The sequence below is a fragment of the Vibrio profundi genome, assembly GCF_043642225.1.
GTDB classification, from domain to species: domain Bacteria; phylum Pseudomonadota; class Gammaproteobacteria; order Enterobacterales; family Vibrionaceae; genus Vibrio; species Vibrio profundi_A.
Window position 1 is genome coordinate 535,356 of the sequence record NZ_JBHZSF010000002.1, and the last position, 21,253, is coordinate 556,608.

19 protein-coding genes are annotated in these 21,253 nt (G+C 43.6%); 7 read left to right on the plus strand and 12 right to left on the minus strand.

Annotated features, from left to right (window positions below; all coding sequences use genetic code 11):
- The first annotated feature begins 35 nt into the window (after nt 1–35).
- The 3 genes from ACHUFI_RS05940 to ACHUFI_RS05950 all read left to right on the plus strand — a co-directional run bounded on the left by ACHUFI_RS05940 (nt 36) and on the right by ACHUFI_RS05950 (nt 3,334).
- Nucleotides 36–1,250, plus strand: coding sequence for a pyridoxal phosphate-dependent aminotransferase (locus ACHUFI_RS05940; RefSeq protein WP_394247422.1), 1,215 nt, complete (start codon nt 36–38; stop codon nt 1,248–1,250).
- 129 nt (nt 1,251–1,379) lie between these two features.
- A complete protein-coding gene (gene yfbR / locus ACHUFI_RS05945) occupies nt 1,380–1,964 on the plus strand; it encodes a 5'-deoxynucleotidase (protein WP_394247423.1) in 585 nt (194 codons plus the stop codon).
- A 47-nt stretch (nt 1,965–2,011) separates the two neighbouring features.
- Nucleotides 2,012–3,334: an anti-phage deoxyguanosine triphosphatase gene (locus tag ACHUFI_RS05950; protein ID WP_394247424.1), complete on the plus strand. Its 1,323-nt coding sequence runs from the start codon at nt 2,012–2,014 to the stop codon at nt 3,332–3,334.
- Between the two features lie 3 nt (nt 3,335–3,337).
- Here the strand turns inward: ACHUFI_RS05950 and ACHUFI_RS05955 are convergent, their stop codons facing one another.
- Nucleotides 3,338–3,943, minus strand: a complete 606-nt coding sequence (locus ACHUFI_RS05955; protein WP_394247425.1) for a tRNA-uridine aminocarboxypropyltransferase — start codon at nt 3,941–3,943, stop codon at nt 3,338–3,340.
- A gap of 9 nt (nt 3,944–3,952) precedes the next feature.
- On the opposite strand from ACHUFI_RS05955, the gene rrtA reads away from it, so the two are divergent.
- Entirely contained in the window at nt 3,953–4,498 is a 546-nt protein-coding gene (gene rrtA, locus ACHUFI_RS05960) for a rhombosortase (RefSeq protein WP_394247426.1), read from the plus strand.
- A gap of 67 nt (nt 4,499–4,565) precedes the next feature.
- On the opposite strand, the gene ACHUFI_RS05965 is transcribed toward rrtA, so the two are convergent.
- From ACHUFI_RS05965 to tig, 7 genes are all read right to left on the minus strand, one after another.
- The gene (locus ACHUFI_RS05965; RefSeq protein WP_394247427.1) at nt 4,566–4,862 is read right to left on the minus strand and encodes a ComEA family DNA-binding protein; all 297 of its coding nucleotides are present in this window, start codon (nt 4,860–4,862) and stop codon (nt 4,566–4,568) included.
- A gap of 136 nt (nt 4,863–4,998) precedes the next feature.
- A complete protein-coding gene (ppiD, locus tag ACHUFI_RS05970; protein ID WP_394247428.1) occupies nt 4,999–6,855 on the minus strand; it encodes a peptidylprolyl isomerase in 1,857 nt (618 codons plus the stop codon).
- A gap of 180 nt (nt 6,856–7,035) precedes the next feature.
- Nucleotides 7,036–7,329: an HU family DNA-binding protein gene (locus ACHUFI_RS05975; protein WP_257618954.1), complete on the minus strand. Its 294-nt coding sequence runs from the start codon at nt 7,327–7,329 to the stop codon at nt 7,036–7,038.
- A 174-nt stretch (nt 7,330–7,503) separates the two neighbouring features.
- Nucleotides 7,504–9,855, minus strand: coding sequence for an endopeptidase La (gene lon / locus ACHUFI_RS05980; protein WP_394247429.1), 2,352 nt, complete (start codon nt 9,853–9,855; stop codon nt 7,504–7,506).
- A gap of 119 nt (nt 9,856–9,974) precedes the next feature.
- Nucleotides 9,975–11,255: an ATP-dependent protease ATP-binding subunit ClpX gene (gene clpX / locus ACHUFI_RS05985; RefSeq protein WP_137355769.1), complete on the minus strand. Its 1,281-nt coding sequence runs from the start codon at nt 11,253–11,255 to the stop codon at nt 9,975–9,977.
- 82 nt (nt 11,256–11,337) lie between these two features.
- On the minus strand, nt 11,338–11,964 hold the full coding sequence (gene clpP, locus ACHUFI_RS05990) for an ATP-dependent Clp endopeptidase proteolytic subunit ClpP (protein WP_137355768.1): 627 nt from the start codon (nt 11,962–11,964) through the stop codon (nt 11,338–11,340).
- A 105-nt stretch (nt 11,965–12,069) separates the two neighbouring features.
- Nucleotides 12,070–13,371, minus strand: a complete 1,302-nt coding sequence (gene tig / locus ACHUFI_RS05995) for a trigger factor (RefSeq protein WP_394247430.1) — start codon at nt 13,369–13,371, stop codon at nt 12,070–12,072.
- A gap of 615 nt (nt 13,372–13,986) precedes the next feature.
- Here tig and ACHUFI_RS06000 point away from each other — a divergent pair.
- Both ACHUFI_RS06000 and ACHUFI_RS06005 read left to right on the plus strand, forming a co-directional pair.
- Entirely contained in the window at nt 13,987–15,786 is a 1,800-nt protein-coding gene (locus ACHUFI_RS06000) for a sensor histidine kinase (protein ID WP_394247431.1), read from the plus strand.
- A 17-nt stretch (nt 15,787–15,803) separates the two neighbouring features.
- Nucleotides 15,804–17,147: a sigma-54-dependent transcriptional regulator gene (locus ACHUFI_RS06005; protein ID WP_394247432.1), complete on the plus strand. Its 1,344-nt coding sequence runs from the start codon at nt 15,804–15,806 to the stop codon at nt 17,145–17,147.
- Nucleotides 17,148–17,218: 71 nt separating this feature from the next.
- On the opposite strand, the gene ACHUFI_RS06010 is transcribed toward ACHUFI_RS06005, so the two are convergent.
- Nucleotides 17,219–17,452: a DUF2789 family protein gene (locus ACHUFI_RS06010; protein ID WP_394247433.1), complete on the minus strand. Its 234-nt coding sequence runs from the start codon at nt 17,450–17,452 to the stop codon at nt 17,219–17,221.
- Between the two features lie 159 nt (nt 17,453–17,611).
- Here ACHUFI_RS06010 and ACHUFI_RS06015 point away from each other — a divergent pair, with 159 nt between their 5' ends.
- Nucleotides 17,612–17,944, plus strand: coding sequence for a hypothetical protein (locus ACHUFI_RS06015; RefSeq protein WP_394247434.1), 333 nt, complete (start codon nt 17,612–17,614; stop codon nt 17,942–17,944).
- 75 nt (nt 17,945–18,019) lie between these two features.
- Here the strand turns inward: ACHUFI_RS06015 and ACHUFI_RS06020 are convergent, their stop codons facing one another.
- The 3 genes from ACHUFI_RS06020 to ACHUFI_RS06030 all read right to left on the minus strand — a co-directional run bounded on the left by ACHUFI_RS06020 (nt 18,020) and on the right by ACHUFI_RS06030 (nt 21,189).
- The gene (locus ACHUFI_RS06020; RefSeq protein ID WP_394247435.1) at nt 18,020–19,381 is read right to left on the minus strand and encodes a TRAP transporter large permease; all 1,362 of its coding nucleotides are present in this window, start codon (nt 19,379–19,381) and stop codon (nt 18,020–18,022) included.
- 3 nt (nt 19,382–19,384) lie between these two features.
- The gene (locus ACHUFI_RS06025) at nt 19,385–20,110 is read right to left on the minus strand and encodes a TRAP transporter small permease (protein WP_394247436.1); all 726 of its coding nucleotides are present in this window, start codon (nt 20,108–20,110) and stop codon (nt 19,385–19,387) included.
- An 83-nt stretch (nt 20,111–20,193) separates the two neighbouring features.
- Nucleotides 20,194–21,189 carry a TRAP transporter substrate-binding protein gene (locus ACHUFI_RS06030; protein ID WP_137355760.1) on the minus strand — a complete coding sequence of 332 codons (996 nt, stop codon included), beginning with the start codon at nt 21,187–21,189 and terminating at the stop codon, nt 20,194–20,196.
- Nucleotides 21,190–21,253 lie beyond the last annotated feature (64 nt).

Sequence of the window (21,253 nt, forward strand, 5' to 3'; positions counted from 1 at the left end):
AATAAAGTATTTAAATAATTTTCAGGAAATCGGCAATGCAAAATATCGGGATGTCGGCAAAGCTTAACAGTGTATGCTATGAGATCAGGGGTCCAGTACTCAAACATGCTAAGCGCATGGAAGAAGAAGGGCATAAAATACTGAAGCTAAATATTGGTAACCCGGCCCCATTTGGTTTTGACGCCCCTGATGAAATCCTTGTTGATGTAATCCGAAACTTACCAACCTCTCAAGGTTATTGTGACTCCAAAGGTATTTACTCGGCTCGTAAGGCCGTGGTTCAGCATTACCAGAAAAAAGGGTTACGTAACCTAGACGTGGAAGATGTGTACATCGGTAATGGTGCATCTGAGCTGATCGTAATGTCGATGCAAGCGCTTCTTGATAATGGCGATGAAATCTTAGTTCCCGCACCAGATTATCCGCTTTGGACAGCCTCAGTAGCACTTTCTGGTGGTACGCCGGTTCACTACCTATGTGATGAAGAAGCTGACTGGTATCCTGATCTCGATGACATGCGCGCTAAGATTACCCCGAAAACTCGCGGTATCGTGCTGATCAACCCAAACAACCCGACAGGTGCCGTTTATAGCCGAGATTTCCTACTGCAAGTCGTGGAAATTGCGCGTCAGAACAACCTCATCATTTTCGCCGATGAAATCTACGATAAAGTGCTTTACGACGGTGCGACTCATACTTCTGTAGCGACACTGGCCGAAGATGTCTTAATGGTGACCTTTAACGGACTTTCCAAAGCGTATCGCGTTTGTGGGTTCCGCGGTGGTTGGATGTTCTTAACGGGCCCTAAACATTTAGCGAAAGGCTATGTGGAAGGGCTCGAGATGCTTGCCTCTATGCGTTTATGTGCCAACGTACCAATGCAGCACGCAATCCAAACAGCGCTAGGCGGTTACCAAAGCATTAATGAACTCATCCTACCCGGTGGCCGTTTGCTGGAGCAGCGTGACCGAGCATGGGAATTGATCAACCAAATCCCGGGGGTATCTTGTGTTAAGCCCAAAGGCGCAATGTATCTATTCCCTAAAATTGATACCAAGATGTATAACATCACAGACGACCAGAAAATGGTGCTGGATTTCTTAAAGCAAGAGAAAGTATTGCTGGTACAAGGTACAGGCTTTAACTGGCCAAAACCCGACCACTTCCGCATTGTGACTTTGCCTCATATTGAAGACTTAGAAACTGCGATTGGTCGCTTTGAACGTTTTCTATCGACATACCGTCAGTAACACCAAGGCAAGCCAGATATAATAGATTGTTTTATAAGTACTTTATTTTGTAATCAATCACTTCTATGCTTAAAAGGTTCCCCAAGGGAGCCTTTTTTGTTTTCACTGTCAAACAAAGAGTTAAGAAGTATGAAGCAAAGCCATTTTTTCGCACACCTCGCTCGCATGAAACTCATACAACGCTGGCCTCTAATGCGTTCCGTTTCTACTGAGAATATCTCGGAACACAGCTTACAAGTCGCTTTTGTGGCTCATGCCCTCGCACTGATTAAAAATAAAAAGTTCGCTGGAAATGTTAATCCAGAGCGTTTAGCGCTATTAGGTATGTATCATGATACTAGCGAAGTGTTGACTGGCGATTTACCAACTCCAGTCAAATACTACAACTCAGAAATTGCTACTGAATATAAAAAGATTGAAGCGGCCGCTGAGCAGCGTTTACTGTCCATGCTCCCTGAAGAATTCCAATCAGATTTTGAGCCCTTCCTTATTTCTGGGAACTGCAACGAAGAAGAGCAAACGATCGTCAAGCAAGCTGACTCCATTTGCGCCTACTTGAAGTGTTTAGAAGAACTTAGTGCTGGAAACCACGAGTACGCTCAAGCCAAACGAAGACTTGAAGAAACACTATCTCAGAGAAAAACACCTGAGATGGACTACTTCCTTACAACATTCGCTCCCAGCTTCGAATTATCGCTAGACGAAATCAGTTGATACGATAAACTTCCAACAATAATAGAATCAAACAGATAGGTGTAAATTTGGATTTTTCGCTAAGCGCAGAGTGGCAACATCGTAATGATGATGAACATAAAATTAGACGAGATGATCACCGCAGCCCTTTCCAAAGGGATCGCGCGCGCGTCCTCCACTCCGCCGCTTTTCGTCGCTTACAAGCAAAAACTCAAGTTCACGGTACAAGCGTCAATGATTTTCATCGTACTCGCTTAACCCACTCGCTCGAAGCCGCTCAACTTGGAACGGGAATCGTCGCTCAACTCAAGAAAAAACAACCTGAATTTCGAGATCTACTGCCATCCGATAGCCTGATAGATTCACTGTGTTTAGCGCATGATATTGGCCACCCTCCTTACGGGCATGGCGGTGAAGTCGCTCTCAACTATATGATGAGAAATCATGGCGGCTTTGAGGGTAACGCACAAACTTTTCGAATTTTAACGAGGCTAGAACCCTACACCGAACACCACGGTATGAACCTAGCCCGAAGAACACTGCTAGGCCTAATCAAATACCCAGCTCTACTTAGTCAAACTAGTGCAAAGCAGCAGGCGCTGCCAGTAAAACATCAACGACAACTACGCGCAAAAGATTGGATGCCAGCAAAAGGTATTTATGACCACGATGCGGAGCTTTTCGATTGGGTTCTGTCTCCGCTATCTGAACAGGATAAGCGCCATTTAAGTACGCTTCGGTTCGATACGCTACCAGACACAGAACACAACAAGACTCAATTCAAATCGATTGATTGCTCAATTATGGAGCTCGCTGATGATATCGCTTATGGCGTACATGATTTAGAAGATGCGATTGTCTTAGGAATGGTCACCAAAGCTCAGTGGAAAAATGCAGAGCTCGAGCTGCTTGAGGCGAATGATCCTTGGTTTAACAAGAACCTGGAATCTGTCACTGAGATGCTGTTTTCTGGTCAACAGTATCAAAGAAAAGATGCGATTGGTGGCATTGTGAATGCCCTACTGACAAGCATTTCTATCGAAAAAGTGCCTATGCCTTTCGAAAGCCCACTTCTGGCCTACAATGCTTATTTGGATCCAAATATGGATAAAGCGCTGTCCGTATTAAAGCGCTTTGTAAGTCAGTTCGTCATCCAAGTACCGCAAGTTCAAATTATCGAATACAAAGGGCAGCAGATCATTATGGATATGTTTGAAGCGTTAAGTGCCGATCCTGAACGCTTACTGCCGACTCATGTTAAATCCGAATGGGTAGCCGCTAATGATGCATCAGAAAAAATGAGAGTGATCACCGACTATATTTCTTCGATGACTGACGACTTTGCTCAAAAGCTTCATCAGCAACTTTTCTCTGCACATACGGGCTTCTAAACACTAAGCTCCGTCTAGATAATTTCGTTCAAAAACGCCGGGAGGCATTTGGTCTATTTGAAATTGAATCATTTTCTCAAACGCTTCCAGCAGCGGAGAGTAGTCCCGTTCTTGGTCTAATAGGGAGAGTAAATGATATCCAGCTTCAACTGTCGATAGGCTATTTTCACTTGGCGCTTTACGAATCCTGTAATTGCCTTTTAAACCTTTAGGTAAGTGAATGGTAGGTAAAACATGCAAGTTTGATGATACCTGCCAAATCTTAAAGGCTTTTTTCCAGGTGCCATCTAACAATACAACTCGAATCTTTCGGTTCGATTCCACCACCTGTTCTATACTCTGAGATTGCTCACTCGGATAAAGAATCACGTGCTGATAACTTGGATCTGCGAGCAGAGTATTTAACGCATCGTGCTGAGAAAAATCTTCTCCAACAAAAGTGACACTATTTTTGAGCGATAAAGACAGTATCCTCGCAGTGCCCATTGGCCGATGCTCTTCTGACGGGTGCTGAAGAATGATAAGCTCAACGTCAGAAATAAGTGGCTTGATCCACTTACAAATACACGCTTTGTTGGCTTTCGCACAATGAGGACAATATCGAGACATGGAGTATATGTGTACCTTGTTTTAATTCTAGTAACGATTTTCTGCTTTATTGTACAACTTCCTGAACTACAGTTAGCCCTTCAATGGGATGCACAAGCGATCTCTGATGGTCAATGGTGGCGAATCCTAACAGGAAACTTTACTCATACCAACATTTGGCACCTGCTGATGAACACAGCAGGGCTATGGGTTATCTCTTACTTGTTTCGCCCAACACGGATAACATTATTCCTTTCGCTCATTATAGTGAGCTTGTGTATTGGACTCGCTCTGATATTTTCGGATATTCAAATCTATTTGGGGCTATCTGGAACTTTACATGGCTTGTTCGCTTATTTAGCTCTCAGTGAAGCCTTAGGCGATCGTAAATCAAGTTGGTTGTTGGTGCTTGGTTTAATTGCAAAAATTGCCTGGGAGCAAATCTACGGTGCTTCTGACAGCACAAGCAGTTTGATTGCCGCCAGAGTTGCAATAGAAGCACACTTGGCTGGCGGCGCTATTGGGCTCATTGCAGCAGCCCTCGTTTTCTTATCTAATAGATCGAAGCAGCATTAAAAACTACGAAAAAGCACTTACGAATAAGTGCTTTTGTAAATCAATAGGCTGTGCGCTGGAGCCACTGCTACAACTTGATTCTCTCAAGGTTCTTCTCGACAGTGGCTTCTCCGATACCTTTCACATTCACCAAGTCTCTCGCGAATTTAAAGTCACCATAATGTTCACGGTAGGTGACTATCTCTTCAGCCTTTTTCTCGCCAACACCCAATAACATAATGGCAAGCTCTTCCGCTGAAGCTGTATTGATATTAACGGTTATCTCGATACCTTGATATTTATCTTCTCTTGTCGGTGCATCTGCAGCCATAACATGAGTGATAGACGATATAGATAGAAGTAGCACTAATAGTATTTTATACATTCTGATTCCCTCTGTTTTCTGATTAGAAAGAGAGAGTAATCAACGAGTAATTCAATCAACAATCATTTACACACAAAATAAAACGGGTCACCAAAGTGACCCGTTTAAAGATACATATCAATTACAACAAGAGTGTTTACTGACTCACAACGAAGTATTCAATATCTGCGTTCTTACGTAGAACTGTAAGTACATTTGTAAGATCTTGTTGATTGCCTACTCGCTCTAGTTGAGCGCCAATTTGTTCACTGTAAGCAGGCTCAATCTTAGCTTCAACTTTAGACAGCTCTACCACAACGATATTGCCACTTTGGCCTTTAGATTGGCCAAATACAACCTGACCTTCTTCTGGCTTCGCTAGAGCAAATACAGAAGCTGCTAGTGGAGAGCTACGGTCAATAGTCTCAAGCTCAGTGAACTCAAGATTATTATCCGCAAGAACTGCTTCATTACCAGCCTTAAGCTCGTTGACTAGAGAAACACCTAACTCAACAGCTTGCTCTTCCGCTTTTACAGCAGATAGTGCAGCCACAACTTGATCTTTCACTTCTTCAAGCGGAAGAACAATTTGGTCACGAGAGTCTTCTACACGAACTACAATCACATGCTCTGGAGCAACTTCGATAACTTCAGAATTAAGGCCGTCCTCTTTTACTTCAGGGCTTAGAATTGCTTGAGTAACAGAAGGAGTCTTTAAGATTTCTGGTGCATCTACAGTAGAGACAAAGTCAGTTGTTTGAATCTTCGCATTGATCGCTTCAGCAGAGTCATCTAATGAATCAGGGTACTCAAACGCTACTTTCTCTAGTTCAGTCTGAAGCTCGTAGAATTGGTCAATCGCATATTGATCAACAAGCTCTTTCTTAATCTCTGCAGCAACTTCAGCTAGAGGTTGTGCTTGAGACGCTTTAAGCTCGTCAAGTTTGATAATATGGTAACCAAACTCAGACTTAACTAGACCTGTTGTATCGCCCACTTTTTCTAGTGCAAATACTGCTTCTTCAAAAGTTGGGTCCATAACATCGCGTTCAATCCAACCAAGGTCACCACCAAGGTCTGCGCTACCAAAGTCATCAGATTTTTCTTCAGCCAGCGCTGCAAAGTCAGCACCTGCATTCAATTCATCCAGAATCGCTTGCGCTTTCGCTTCGTCATCACCTTGAACTAAGATGTGGCTCACTTTACGCTGTTCAGCTGAAGAGTACTTATCTAAGTGCTCTTGGTAGTATGCATCTACCGCTTCATCAGAGATTTGTGCTTTCGCTTTCAACGCTTCTGCTGACAATTCAATGTACGCCACTTTTACTTGCTCAGGACGAGTGTAATCAGCAGGGTTCTGCTTGTAGTACTGCTCAATCTCTTCGTCAGTCAGCTCAATATTTTTCGCTAACTCATCTACCGACAGTGTGATCGAGCGAATATCACGAGTTTGAGCAATTAATTTGCTTTGCGCATCAATTTCGCCTTGAAGGACAAAGTCACTGCTTTGAAGTGCAGTAATTAATTGATTACGAACCAAATCACGACGCATATACTCAGCAAAGCTTTCTGCACTGAAACCTGCACGGCGCAACGCTGCTTGGTAGATTTCTTGATCAAATTTGCCATCATTTTGAAATTGTGGCATTTCAAGAATCATAGTACGAATCTGAGCATCGCTGATTCGTAGCCCAAGAGACTCGGCATGCTGCTCAAGAAGAAGGTCGTTGATCAAACGATCCAGTACTGATTTACGGAAAGATTCAACATAAGCTGGGTCAGCAAGCATTTGTGAGAAGTAATCGCCTAGCTGTGATTGCATGCGGTTACGTTCGTTTTGGTAAGCTTGCTCAAATTCGCCACGACCGATTTCAGTATTGCCAACTTTCGCCGCCGCGTTATTGCCGCCAGTAACGTAGCTACCAACGCCAGCGAAAACAAATGAAAGGATAATTAATCCAAGGATAATTTTTACCGCGATGCTATTCACGCCTTCGCGTAACCGATCCATCATAATTTAACTGCTCTCCGGGAATGAAGCTCATAGCCTCAATATAAAATTCTATTCACGCGATAATATCAGAAAAAGAAATGCGCATCAGTAGGATGCGCATAAATTAAAAAAGTTCGATGTGCTTAACGCACAAACCGCTTGAAATTGAAACTCAATGTTTCAAACGGTTAAGAAAGCATCTTAGTTACAAGCGTCTTTCAGAGCTTTACCAGCTTTGAAACCTGGTACTTTAGCTTCAGCGATTTGGATTTCTTCACCAGTTTTAGGGTTACGACCTGTGCGTGCAGCACGAGTACGAACACTGAATGTACCGAAGCCAACAAGTGCTACTTGGTCACCAGATTGTAAAGTAGTACCCACCGCTTCAATGAATGCGTCTAGAGCGCGACCCGCTGAAGCTTTAGAGATGTCTGCGTTTTCTGCGATTGATTCTACTAATTGTGTTTTATTCACTGTGTTTCCCCTTTGTGTCACCTGTAATTATTTTTTTAAGGTAACTGTTCGTTCCATTGTGGTTTAAAAACAGCTTCAAGCCTTGTAACAAAAGGGCTAGAAGCTTTAGTGGATTAACTTAGCTCCCAAAAAAAACGCTGACAAGCCTTTTTAAGCCTATCAGCGTTATTCTTTACTTATTTTTGCTACACATCACTATTTTTTAGCTTCAAAAGCTACCCCTGACGGGTCTTGCTCTAGTGCAACCTTAAGTACTTCATCGATCCATTGAACTGGAATCACTTTCAGATCAGCGATAACGTTATCAGGAATCTCTTCAAGATCACGCTCATTATCCTTCGGAATCAACACCGTTTTAATACCACCACGGTGAGCGGCTAGAAGCTTCTCTTTCAAGCCACCGATAGGTAAGACTTCACCACGAAGGGTAATTTCACCCGTCATACCGACCTCAGCTTTCACCGGGTTACCCGTTAAGCTAGAGACAAGCGCAGTACACATTGCGATACCCGCACTTGGGCCATCTTTTGGTGTAGCGCCTTCTGGAACGTGAACGTGAATATCACGTTTCTCGTAGAAGTCTGAGTTGATACCTAACTTTTCAGCGCGTGAACGAACCACTGTCATTGCAGCTTGAATCGATTCTTTCATTACGTCGCCAAGCGACCCCGTTTGCGTCAGTTTACCTTTACCCGGCATAGACTCAGTTTCAATGGTTAACAGATCGCCACCTACTTGAGTCCACGCTAAGCCAGTCACCTGACCAATACGGTTGCTTTCATCCGCTTTACCAAAGTCATGACGTTGAACACCTAAGTACTCTTTTAGGTTTTCCATCGTAACAGTCACAGATTTCAGCTCTTTATCAAGCAAGATATTCTTCACTGCTTTACGGCAGATCTTAGAAATTTCACGCTCTAAGCTACGTACACCCGCTTCACGCGTGTAGTAACGGATAATTCCGATGATCGCTGAATCTTCGATTTCAATCTCATGCGGCTTCAGACCGTTGCGCTGAACTTGCTTGTCCACTAGATGGCGCTTCGCAATGTTTAGCTTCTCGTCTTCGGTGTAACCAGACAAGCGAATCACTTCCATACGGTCCAGTAATGGGCCTGGAATATCCATCGAGTTTGAAGTTGCAACAAACATTACATCAGACAGATCGTAATCTACTTCTAAGTAGTGATCATTAAATGCATTGTTTTGCTCTGGGTCGAGAACCTCAAGAAGCGCTGAAGATGGGTCGCCACGCATATCAGAAGACATCTTATCGATCTCATCCAATAGGAACAGTGGGTTCTTAACACCAACTTTAGACATTTTCTGGATAAGCTTACCCGGAAGAGAACCAATGTAGGTACGACGGTGACCACGAATTTCCGCTTCATCACGAACGCCACCTAGCGCCATGCGTGTGTACTTACGACCTGTAGCTGCTGCGATAGAACGACCTAGCGAGGTTTTACCAACACCAGGAGGACCGACAAGACAAAGGATTGGACCTTTTAGCTTATTAATGCGATTTTGAACCGCCAAGTACTCAAGGATGCGTTCTTTAACTCGCTCTAAACCGTAGTGATCTTCATTTAAGATCTCTTCCGCTTTCGCTAAATTCTTTTTAACTTTTGAACGCTTAGCCCAAGGGACGCCAACCATCCAATCAATGTAGCTACGTACTACTGTTGCTTCAGCAGACATTGGCGACATCATTTTCAGTTTTTGCAGTTCTTGCTCGGTCTTCTCACGAGCTTCTTGAGGCATTTTTGACTCTTCGATCTTCTTCTTCAGAGTCTCGAATTCGTCTGGAGCATCATCCATATCACCAAGTTCTTTCTGAATCGCTTTCATCTGCTCATTCAGGTAGTACTCGCGCTGAGATTTCTCCATTTGTTTCTTAACACGCCCACGGATACGTTTCTCAACCTGTAGGATGTCAATTTCAGATTCCATCTGCCCCATTAGGAATTCAAGACGCTCTGTCACATCTAGAATTTCTAACACGTGCTGTTTATCAGCTAGCTTCAGAGGCATATGAGCAGCAATGGTGTCCGCTAAGCGAGCGGCTTCATCGATACCATTTAGGGACGTCAGTACTTCTGGCGGAATCTTCTTATTCAGCTTAATAAAGCCTTCAAATTGATTAATCGCACTACGGACAACCACTTCTTGTTCTTTTTCATCAAGTTCTGAGGTGACTACGTATTCGGCATCCGCTAGGAAAAATTCACTTTCTCTAAATTCATGAATTTTCGCACGCTGTTGGCCTTCAACTAGGACTTTAACAGTACCGTCTGGAAGCTTTAATAACTGAAGAATGGTTGCAACAGTACCTACTTCAAATAGGTCGTCAATTGAAGGCTCATCAGTATCCGCTTCTTTCTGCGCGACTAGCAGTACTTGCTTGTTGGTTTCCATTGCCGTTTCTAGACATGAAATTGATTTTTCGCGACCAACAAATAATGGAATTACCATATGTGGGTAAACCACTACATCACGTAGAGGCAGTACGGGGATCTCGATACGCTCGGAACGTTCCAAGTTCATATTTTTCTCTCTTCCGCTTTAACTTATAAAGCAGTATATGGGGCTTAAACGACTGGATTCAATGAAAGAATAAAAAAAAGGAGGTAATTGCTTACCTCCTTTTTACTTTATGAATGTTTTTATTCTGCGCCAGCAGCTTGATTGTCCGAGTTGCTGTAAATCAACAGAGGTTCAGACTCACCATTAATTACCGATTCATCAATAACGACTTTGCTTACATCTGTAGAAGATGGAAGCTCGTACATGGTTTCAAGTAGAACACCTTCCAAAATAGACCGTAGGCCACGAGCACCTGTTTTACGCTCCATCGCCTTCTTAGCGATCGCTCGAAGGGCATCTTCACGGAATTCTAGTTCAGTATCTTCTAAATCAAATAACGCGCCGTATTGCTTGGTCAGTGCATTCTTTGGCTCACATAGAATCTGAATCAGCGCTTCTTCGTCAAGCTCAGTCAGTGTCGTAGTCACAGGCAGACGACCAATGAATTCTGGGATTAGACCATACTTCACTAGATCTTCTGGTTCTACTTGAGTGAATAGCTCACCGATAGTTTTAGTTTCATCTTTTGAACGCACTTCAGCGCCAAAACCGATACCAGAACCTTTCTCTACACGTTGCTCAATCACTTTATCTAGGCCAGCAAATGCACCGCCACAGATAAATAGGATTTTAGATGTGTCCACTTGCAAGAATTCTTGCTGTGGATGCTTACGGCCACCTTGAGGCGGAACTGAAGCCACAGTGCCTTCAACAAGCTTCAAAAGGGCTTGTTGAACACCTTCACCAGAAACGTCACGGGTAATTGATGGGTTTTCAGCCTTACGAGAAATCTTATCAATCTCATCGATGTAAACAATGCCACGCTCTGCTTTCGCTACGTCGTAGTCACATTTTTGAAGCAGTTTTTGAATGATGTTTTCTACATCTTCACCTACATAACCCGCTTCGGTTAATGTAGTTGCATCAGCCATTGTGAATGGTACATCTAGGAAACGAGCTAGTGTTTCTGCAAGTAGAGTCTTACCACTACCTGTTGGACCGATAAGTAGGATATTACTCTTACCTAGTTCAACACCGTCACTCGTAGTATCACCATTACGTAAACGCTTATAGTGGTTATATACCGCTACGGCTAGCACTTTTTTCGCGTAATCTTGGCCAATTACATAGTCATCAAGGTGTTCACGAATCTGGCGCGGAGTTGGTAGCGCTTCCGATTCTTTTTTAGGTAGAACATCCTTGATTTCTTCACGAATAATGTCGTTACAAAGATCGACACATTCATCACAAATGTAAACAGAAGGACCTGCGATTAATTTGCGAACTTCGTGCTGGCTTTTGCCGCAGAAAGAGCAGTAAAGCAGTTTACCACTACTACCCTCTTTGCTTTTATCTGTCATTCGCTAACCTCTTAGCCTTTACTCACTATGATTTGAGTGTATATCAATTTTAATCAGTTTGCGTTAAACAATTGCGTAGCAATTACTCACCGCGATGATTAAGAACTGCATCCACCAAACCGTATTCTACTGCCTGCTCTGCAGACATAAAGTTGTCACGATCCGTGTCTTGTTCAACAACTTCTAACGGTTGACCAGTATGCTCAGCCAACAATTTGTTTAGCTTTTGTTTGATCGTTAGAATTTCTTGAGCATGAATTTGGATATCAGAAGCCTGCCCCTGGAAGCCACCAAGTGGTTGGTGAATCATAACGCGTGAGTTAGGCAGAACGTAACGTTTACCTTCTGCGCCACCAGCAAGTAGGAAAGCACCCATTGAACAAGCTTGGCCCATACATACTGTGCTCACGTTTGGCTTAATGAACTGCATTGTGTCGTAAATAGACATACCAGCAGTAACGCTGCCACCTGGCGAGTTGATGTATAGGAAAATATCTTTGTCTGGATTTTCAGATTCTAGGAAAAGTAGCTGAGCCACGACAAGATTTGCCATGTGGTCTTCGACTTGACCTGTTAGGAAAATTACGCGTTCTTTTAATAGACGAGAATAAATATCGTAAGAACGTTCACCACGGGAAGTTTGTTCAACCACCATTGGAACTAGCGCGTCCATAATCGATGGCATTGTGTTTTTTTCTTGGTAGCTCATATTCTTATGTCCCTAAAATAAATGGCCCGGATGATAAAATCATACGGACCATTGTTAGCAGAATAGTTAACGCTAAGTCAACTTTTCTACGCAAGATATTGCTTATTAAGCAGGTTGTTGCTGATTCATTAGCTCGTTGAAGCTAACTTCTTTATCAGAAACTTGTGCTTTAGCAATGATTGCGTCAATAGCTTGCTCTTCTAGAGCAACGTTGCGCATGTTGTTCATCATCTGTTCGTTTTGCTCGTAGTAAGCAATAACTTCTGATGGATCTTCGTATGCTGTAGCCATCTCTTCGATGATAGCTTTAACTTTCTCGTCGTCTGCTTTTAGCTCTTCTGACTTGATTACTTCACCAAGTAGTAGGCCAACAACTACGCGACGCTTAGCTTGCTCTTCGAACAACTCACGTGGAAGTTGATCAGCAGCTTCAGTGTTGCCACCGAAACGTTGTGCAGCTTGCTGACGTAGAACACCGATTTCTTGATCGATAAGTGCAGCTGGTACGTCGATGTTGTTTTCGTTAACTAGACCGTCAAGAGCTTGCTCTTTGATGCGGTTTTTAACAGCTTGCTTAAGCTCACGTTCCATGTTCTTACGAACTTCAGCTTTAAGACCTTCAACACCGTCAGTTGCGCCGAACTTAGAAACGAATTCTTCGTTAAGCTCTGGAAGCTCACGAGCTTCAACTTTGTTGATCTTGATAGAGAATTTAGCCGCTTTACCTTTTAGGTTTTCAGCGTGGTAATCTTCTGGGAAGTTTACGTCGATTTCGAATTCCATACCTGCTGTTTTACCAACGATACCGTCTTCGAAACCAGGGATCATGCGACCAGCACCCATTTCTAGAGGGAAGTTCTCAGCTTTGCCGCCTTCGAACTCTTCGCCGTCGATAGAGCCAACGAAATCGATAGTTGCGCGAGAGCCTTCTTCAGCTGCTGCATCTACTTCAGTCCACGTAGCTTGTTGCTTACGTAGAGTTTCGATCATTTCAGCAACGTCTTCTTCTTTAACTTCTACTGCTGGTTTTTCAACAGTGATGTTCTCAAGACCTTTCAGTTCAACTTCTGGGTAAACTTCGAAAGATGCAGTGAATACTAGATCTTTGCCTTCTTCAGTTTCTACTGGTGCGAAAGTTGGTGCGCCAGCTGGGTTGATTTTTTCTTTAACGATCGCTTCGATGAAGTGACGTTGCATTACTTCGCCCATCACGTCTTGACGTACTGCTTTGCCGTACATTTTAGCAACCATCTTCATTGGCACTTTGCCTTTACGGAAACCATCGAAACGACGGTTTTTCGCGATGTTGCGTAGTTCAGCTGTAACTGCATCTTCGATGTTAGCAGCAGGAACAGTAATATTAAGACGGCGCTCTAGGCCTTCTAGCGTTTCAACAGTAACTTGCATTATATAAACCTCAAAACTGGCTCAGTGAATCTGAGCATATGAGCCGTAACGTAGAGTTTGCTTAGAAATATAAGCTTGGCCTGACGTTGTTGGCTGCATCCTTGTGTAGTGCTCTATCCGAACACTTAATTTAAAATTGAGCATTGATGTCTGAACGATAATTCAATCAAACACCAGACTAATCAGTGATATCTTTTTCGCCCTGCTTTAAGAAGCACGATGTGATTCGAAAACAAGAAAGGTATCTCCGATTAGCCTCAGGACAGAAATTTTAGACGCGACATTCTAGCGATCTGTTTAATCTCTGTCGAGCCGTTCACCTCTGCTTGATGATGAATGCTCTAAATTCTTTCTCTAAGTGATACAAAAACAATCAAATCGTCACTTAGCACATCAGAAATGGGGACAATAGCGACTTTTTCAAGGGAATCGAGGGCTTTTTTTCCGAAAAACCTTAAAAAGAGATCTTGCTCTTGTTTTAGTCCTCATAGTCGATAACTTTTTCAACAATTCCCCTGACAAAGCCTTAACCTATCGATAGCAAATTTGGCTTCGATTTCATCAATTTCGCCTCTTGTTTTGCTCCTGTTTTTCTTGGTTTAGAGTGGTTTAGGGATGTCACCAATTAAACGCCTGTCGCTGTTGCTTCTACTGTTGTATTCACTCTTTGCAGTTTTGGGTGGTAAATGGGTATGGAATTTCAGTTTTAGCTCACTGACTTCTCAACAGTCGTCTCAGCTTGACCGTTTTTCTCAGCACATCGTCAATAAACTCGACAAATTTGCTCACATACCTGAGCTCCTTTCGCAAGATAAAGAACTGGTGGACGCGCTACGCAACTCCACCAACAGTGCACAGATCGAGATAACGAACCGATACCTTACCCATGTTAATTCCGTTGTTCAGGCTGCTGATACGTACCTTATCGATCGCTATGGCACAACGATAGCTTCTAGTAATTGGAATAAAGAGCGATCTTTCGTAGGTCGTAATTTTGCGTTTCGTCCTTATTTCCAAGAAGCCATTGTCGGGGGAGTAAGCCAATACTTCGCATTAGGTTCGACTTCAGGCTTGCGCGGCTATTACTACTCTTATCCGATCACCTATGCCGCAGAAATCATTGGCGTGGTCGTCGTCAAAATGGATTTATCGTCGATAGAAGAAAACTGGCATGGTAAGCAAAGTTATTTTGTCGCCAGTGACCCCGATCATGTCATTTTCATGTCGAGTAACTCTAACTGGCTGTTCAAAAGCCTTCAGCCACTCAGCAATGAAAGAAAACAATTCATTCGTGATAACCGCCAATATCTAGATACTGAGATCACCAGCTTAAACCTTCGTGGTGATGTCAACGCCTCCCCTACGATGATGTCTCAACAAAGCTCGCTAGGCAGTGATGGCTTCGTCATGTCATCACGTTCATTGGATACCTTACCACTTACAATCCGAGTGTTATCGCCTAAGCATCTGGTGTGGTGGGACCTTATCGCCTATATCGTGATTCTCACGCTAGTATTCGCCGTCATTTTTCTACTCACTCAACTCGTGCATCATCGCAAACAAAAACACCGGCACATTGAGCAACTTCAGTCAGAAGCCAAGCAAAAACTAGAATTTTTGGTGATGGAGCGAACCTCAGAACTGCATGTCGAAATCGAGCAACGGACAAAAACCGAAGATACGCTAAGGAAAACGCAAGACGATCTGATTCAAGCGGCTAAGCTGGCGGTACTAGGTCAAATGTCTGCCAGCATCAGCCATGAACTGAATAACCCGCTCGCCGCCATTCGAAGCTTTGCTGAAAATGGGAAGTTATTCCTAGCGAAAGAAAAATACGACCGCGTTGAAGAGAATTTTACTCGGATCTCCTCGTTAACTGAGCGCATGGCTAAGATCAGCTTGCAGCTCAAATCTTTCGCAAAAAAATCCGCTAGCTCCGACTTAGTTGAAGTCGCGCTATTACCGATTTTGCATTCCGTTAATGAGTTGATTGCGCCACAAATTAAAACTCAAAGAGTGGACTACCATCACGAATTATCCAATATCGATAGTGTTGCTGTTTTGGTTAACCCTATTCAGCTTGAACAAGTTTTGATTAACCTTCTGACAAACGCCATTCAAGCCGTCGACACACGCGACAATAAAACTCTGAGTTTATCCATAGAGTCAAAACCAGAGCGCGTGCTTATCCATATAGATGACAATGGAGAAGGCCTAACCAATCAAGAAATCGACAACTTATTCGAGCCATTTTTTACGACCAAAAAAGACGGGCTCGGGTTAGGGCTGTCCATTTCATCGCAAATCATGAGCAGTATGAATGGCAGTTTGACCACAGAAAGCAGCCCGTTAGGTGGCGCGAGGTTTACCGTGACCTTACCTACATTAACAAGCCATACAGAACAAAACCAATAACATAGAAAGGAACCGGTATGAGCCAAGTTTTCTTCATTGACGATGAAACGGACTTAAGTCTAGCAATTGAGCAAAGTTTCGAACTCGCTGAAATTGAAGCCCGTTTTTTCTCAAGTGCCGAAGACGCTTTAGTCGCCATGCAAACCGACGTTTTACCTAGCGTCATCATTACGGATATTTGCTTACCAGGGCTGTCGGGCCAAAATCTTCTTAGCACCGTTAAGCACAAACATGCCGATATACCAGTGATCATGATTACAGGTCACGGCGACATATCGATGGCAGTGAGTGCGATGCATGATGGCGCTTATGATTTTATCGAAAAACCTTTTGCGCCTGAAAGACTCATTGAAACCACCAAACGAGCCATTGAGAAACGCCAACTCACCCTTGAAAATGAACAACTTAAACGCACACTTAAAGCAACCCAAACATTAGGGCCACGTATCATAGGTGAAACCCCTTGTATCCAAGAATTGCGAGATACCATTTCACATATCGCCGATACTTCTGCAGACATCTTACTGTTTGGTGAGACTGGTACTGGTAAAGAACTCATTGCCCGCTCTCTTCATGAACAAAGCCCCCGTCGTGAACAAAACTTTGTGGCCGTGAACTGTGGAGCGGTGCCTGAAAACCTAATTGAAAGCGAGCTTTACGGCCATGAAAAAGGCGCGTTCACTGGGGCTGATACGTCTCGCATCGGAAAATTTGAATACGCTCAAGGCGGAACATTATTCCTCGATGAAATTGAATCTATGCCGATGCAAGCTCAAATTAAACTGCTGCGAGTACTGCAAGAGCGAGTGATTGAAAGAGTGGGTTCTAACCAACTTTTACCACTTGATATTCGAGTCATTGCAGCAACCAAAGTCGATCTAAAACAAGCGGCACTCGAAGGCACTTTTAGGCAAGACCTCTATTATCGCCTTAACGTCGTGACTTTAGATTTACCTCCACTAAGAAGCCGGAAAGAAGATATACCTGCCCTTTTCCATCATTTCCTTTTAGTGGCTGCAGCACGTTATGGCAAAGCCGCCACATCGCTTCCCTCTAACGAGTTACATACGCTGCTGAGCCACGACTGGCCAGGAAACGTGAGAGAGTTACGAAATACCGCTGAGCGATACGTTTTACTTGGTAAGCTCGTACAATTATCCGAAAATGCTCAACCAATGGCGGAAGGACTATCGCTCGCGGATCAAGTCGCTGAATTCGAAAAAAGCACCGTAGAACAAGCCCTCATTGATTGTCATGGCAGCATTAAAGGCACGATGGAAAAACTGCAAGTCGCGAGAAAAACCCTGTATGACAAAATGCAGCGTTATGGACTGGACAAGTGTAATTACAAATCTGACTAATTAGGGTTCACCCCAATCAACTTATCTTAAAAAACGTGGCGAATCGGCTACGATTTTTAAGATAAGCGATGTTAGTGGTGAAGCATTGCGTCAAGTTGATCCACAATTTCTGCCCAATCGGCATCTTCATCAATCGCTTGTTTAAGAAACTCAGCTTGTGATGCAGACCAAAACTCAGCTTCATGGATTGCAACACCGGCAGCCATACCACTGTTCTCCATAATGAAACCTTCAATTTCTTGCTTTGAACTACCTAAACCTAATTGTTTAAACAGTTCCGGTATTGAGTGTTGATACCTTTCCATTTTCAACTCTCCATCTGCAGTATGTGGCTCTTTTTAACTATAGAACAACGATCATGACATAGTGAGAAGTTCTAGGTGTTCGCAAGATATCTTCACATTTCATTCACGCTACGCACCGTACTTTAGGCGAAACCAAACTTTAACCTTGATGAGTACACGATGAGAAAATCACTATCCCTACTAATATCTATTGCTGCACTGACTTCTGTAAATAGTCATGCGTCGGAAAGTTTTGACGAATTCCCGACCCAAGACTTGGCCCACTGCTTAGGTTGGGCGGCTGGCATTGATGCACAATCTGATTTTGGTTCTTATATGGTAGAACTGACGACAGACAGCTCGGTTTCTTTAATGGAAGACCCAAAGATCATGGAAGAGTTTGGAGTGGCGATGGGCTATTCGGAAGCCATGATTGAATTTAAAAGCGCAGAGGCTGCACAAGAGAAGTATGCCTTGGTCTGCAACCCTATCAAAGTAAAATACGGAATTTAAGTTAACACATTTACTGCACTTTTCGCCCCGGCAAAAGTTATGCCGGGGCTTTTTTATAATAGGGTGAAACCAAGATTACTTAGTAATGATTTCCGGTCCCATCAAGGTCGTTGGCAACCAAGTGGATACCCATGGTACATACGTCACGATTAACAAGAATAAGAACATAACGCCCACCCAAGGCAACGCCGCCTTAACCACATTCATCATCGACATTTTCGCAACCCCGGCGGTAACAAATAGGTTGAGCCCGACCGGAGGGGTGATCATTCCAATCTCCATATTCACTACCATCATGATACCAAGGTGAATTGGATCGATTCCCAGTGCAATTGCGATTGGGAATACCAGTGGCGCGACAATGATCAATAAGCCAGATGGCTCCATGAACTGCCCACCAATCAGCAGCAGTACGTTCACCACAATCAAGAAGGTGATTGGCCCTAACCCAGCAGACAGCATGGATTCGGTGATCATTTGCGGTATGCGTTCCTCAGTTAAAACGTGTTTTAAAATCAGAGCATTAGCAATGATAAACAACAGCATGATCGTCAATTTACCCGCGTCATAAAGCGTGTCCTTGGTGTCTTTATGAACAAAGGTTTGTACCATTTTTACTAACACAGGCTTCTTGTTTTCTTTATCTGCAAACGGCCCCATATCTTTGTAGATAAAGTTAGCGATAAAGAATGCATAGACTGCTGCTACCGCTGCCGCCTCTGTCGGAGTAAATATTCCGCCATAGATACCACCTAGGATAATCACAATCAGCAATAAGCCCCAACTCGCATCTTTCGCGGCTGCGAACATCTCGCCCCAACCAACAAACGGCTGTGCTGGAATCTTCTTAATGCGCGCTGCAATGTAGATAGCGATCATCAGCATCACCCCAGCGAGTAAACCAGGGATCACACCACCAAGGAACATACGACCTACCGAGACATCTGTAGCAGCGGCATACACCACCATTACAATCGACGGTGGAATCAAAATGCCCAAAGTACCTGCGTTACAAATCACCCCAGCGGCAAATTCTTTTGAATAGCCATTCTTAATCATGCCCGCAATTACGATACTACCAATCGCCACTACTGTTGCAGGAGAAGAGCCGGACAGCGCAGCGAACATCATACACGCCACCACTGACGCCATTGCAAGTCCACCGCGGAACCAACCTACCATTGCGATAGCAAAACGGATAATACGCTTCGCGACACCGCCAGTAGACATGAAACTAGACGCCAAAATAAAGAACGGAATAGCCAGTAAGGTGTAGTGCCCTGCAAAAGCATTGAAAAGGGTTTGTGCCACTGAAGCCAATGAGGCATCAGAGTGCATCAACAAAAATAGTATGCTTGATAAACCTAAGGAGATTGCGATCGGTACACCCACCAACATGAAAGCAATAACCATTAAAAAGAGAAATAACATAGCCATGGTTTAGTCTTCCTTGCCCGTTGATTTTTGTGAAACCTTGTCATCTTTTCCGGTCACTCCCGTCAGAGGTGCCACCGCATCTTCTTCACTCCCTGCAATCACTTCTGCTTTCAGAGCCTCTAGATCTTCTTCCGCTTCATGTCCGGCAATCATGCGATCCAGTTTTCCAGTGAAAATTTGGTAAGCGATTTGAACGAACCTAAACGTCAGCAAGGCCATGCCAATTGGTAGCGCCATATAGGGGATAAACCTAGGCAGTTTTTCATACCTTTCGCCTTCATTTAGCCAATCAGAAAAAAACTGAAGCATCTCAGGCATCGGAATATCATCGGTTTCATACCATGCGCGTTCAGTCGCAAATGGATACCAATAGTTCCAAGAGCCAATTAGCAACAGAACAGAGAATGCAAGGCAACTTGTCACAGCGATAATGGCATAGACTTTTCTCAGCTGTTCTGGGGCGAGATTAATGATGACATCGACACCAATATGAAAATGTTTTTTCACACCGTAGGAAGCGCCGACTAAAACCATCCATGCAAACATGAAAACGGTAAGCTCTAACGCCCACAGGATATTGTCGTTAAACGCATAACGAAAAATCACATTGGCAAAAGTAAGTAGCGTCATTGCGCCTAGGAAAAATGCAATCAAGGACTCTTCAATTGCATCGGTAAACTTTCCGACTTTGGAAAATAAAGACTGTTCTTCCATCTGAGGGGTTTCCATAAAAGCTCCACTTATCGTTTTTATTTTGGGAGTAACGGGGGAATAAGGAGTGGTGGTGAGGAGGCACCACTCCTTTTGCTGTGTTATTTATTTGAAGCTAGAGCCGCTTCAATAAGATCTGAACCGATATCTTTTTCAAACTTCTTCCAGACTGGCTGAAGCGCAGTTACCCATGCTTGACGTTGCACTGGAGTAAGCGTACGAACTTCACCACCGGCTTCGATGATGTTGTTTTTATTCGCAAGGTTAACTTTCGAAGATTCAGCATTACGAGTTGCAGATACTTCTTTCACGATTGTATCTAGCTGAGTACGTACGTCGTCAGGTAGCTTCTTCCAGAAGTCGTTTGAAGTTACGACTAGGTAATCAAGAATACCGTGGTTGGTTTCTGTTACACCGTCTTGTACTTCAAAGAATTTCTTACCGTAGATGTTTGACCAAGTGTTCTCTTGTCCGTCGATAACCTTGGTTTGTAGACCACCGTAAACTTCTTTAAAGGACATTTTCTGAGGGTTCGCACCAAGTTGCTCAAACTGCGCAACTAATACGTCAGAAGCTTGTACGCGGAACTTAAGATCTTTCGCATCTTCAGGGTTTAGAAGTGGCTTGTTCGCAGACATTTGCTTCATACCGTTATGCCAGAAAGCCAGCCCTTTCAAGCCGCGGCGTTTCATTGCATTCTTCAGTTTTTCACCAGACTCAGAGTTTTGGAAACGGTCGACCGCTTCTACGTCTTCAAATAAAAATGGAAGGTCAAAAATGCGGTATTTCTTAGTGAATTTTTCAAATTTAGACAGCGAAGGTGCCGCCATTTGAACATCACCGTTTAAAAGGGCTTCCAGAACTTTATTATCATCGTATAACGTCGAGTTAGGGAAAACTTGCATACAAGCCTTGCCATTCATCTCAGTGTTTACTCGCTCTTCAAGTAACGAAGCAGCGATGCCTTTCGGGTGCTTATCGGTATTGGTTACGTGACTGAATTTAATCACGATCTCACCTGGATCACAGTTAGCAGCAGCGTTAAAGCTGGTTAAGGCAAGAGCAGATACAGACAGCAAGGTAAGAGGCTTAAACATTATTATTCTCCTTAGTAAACAAAACAGCCCATCAATGGGAACTGCATGTTTTCTATAGAGCAAC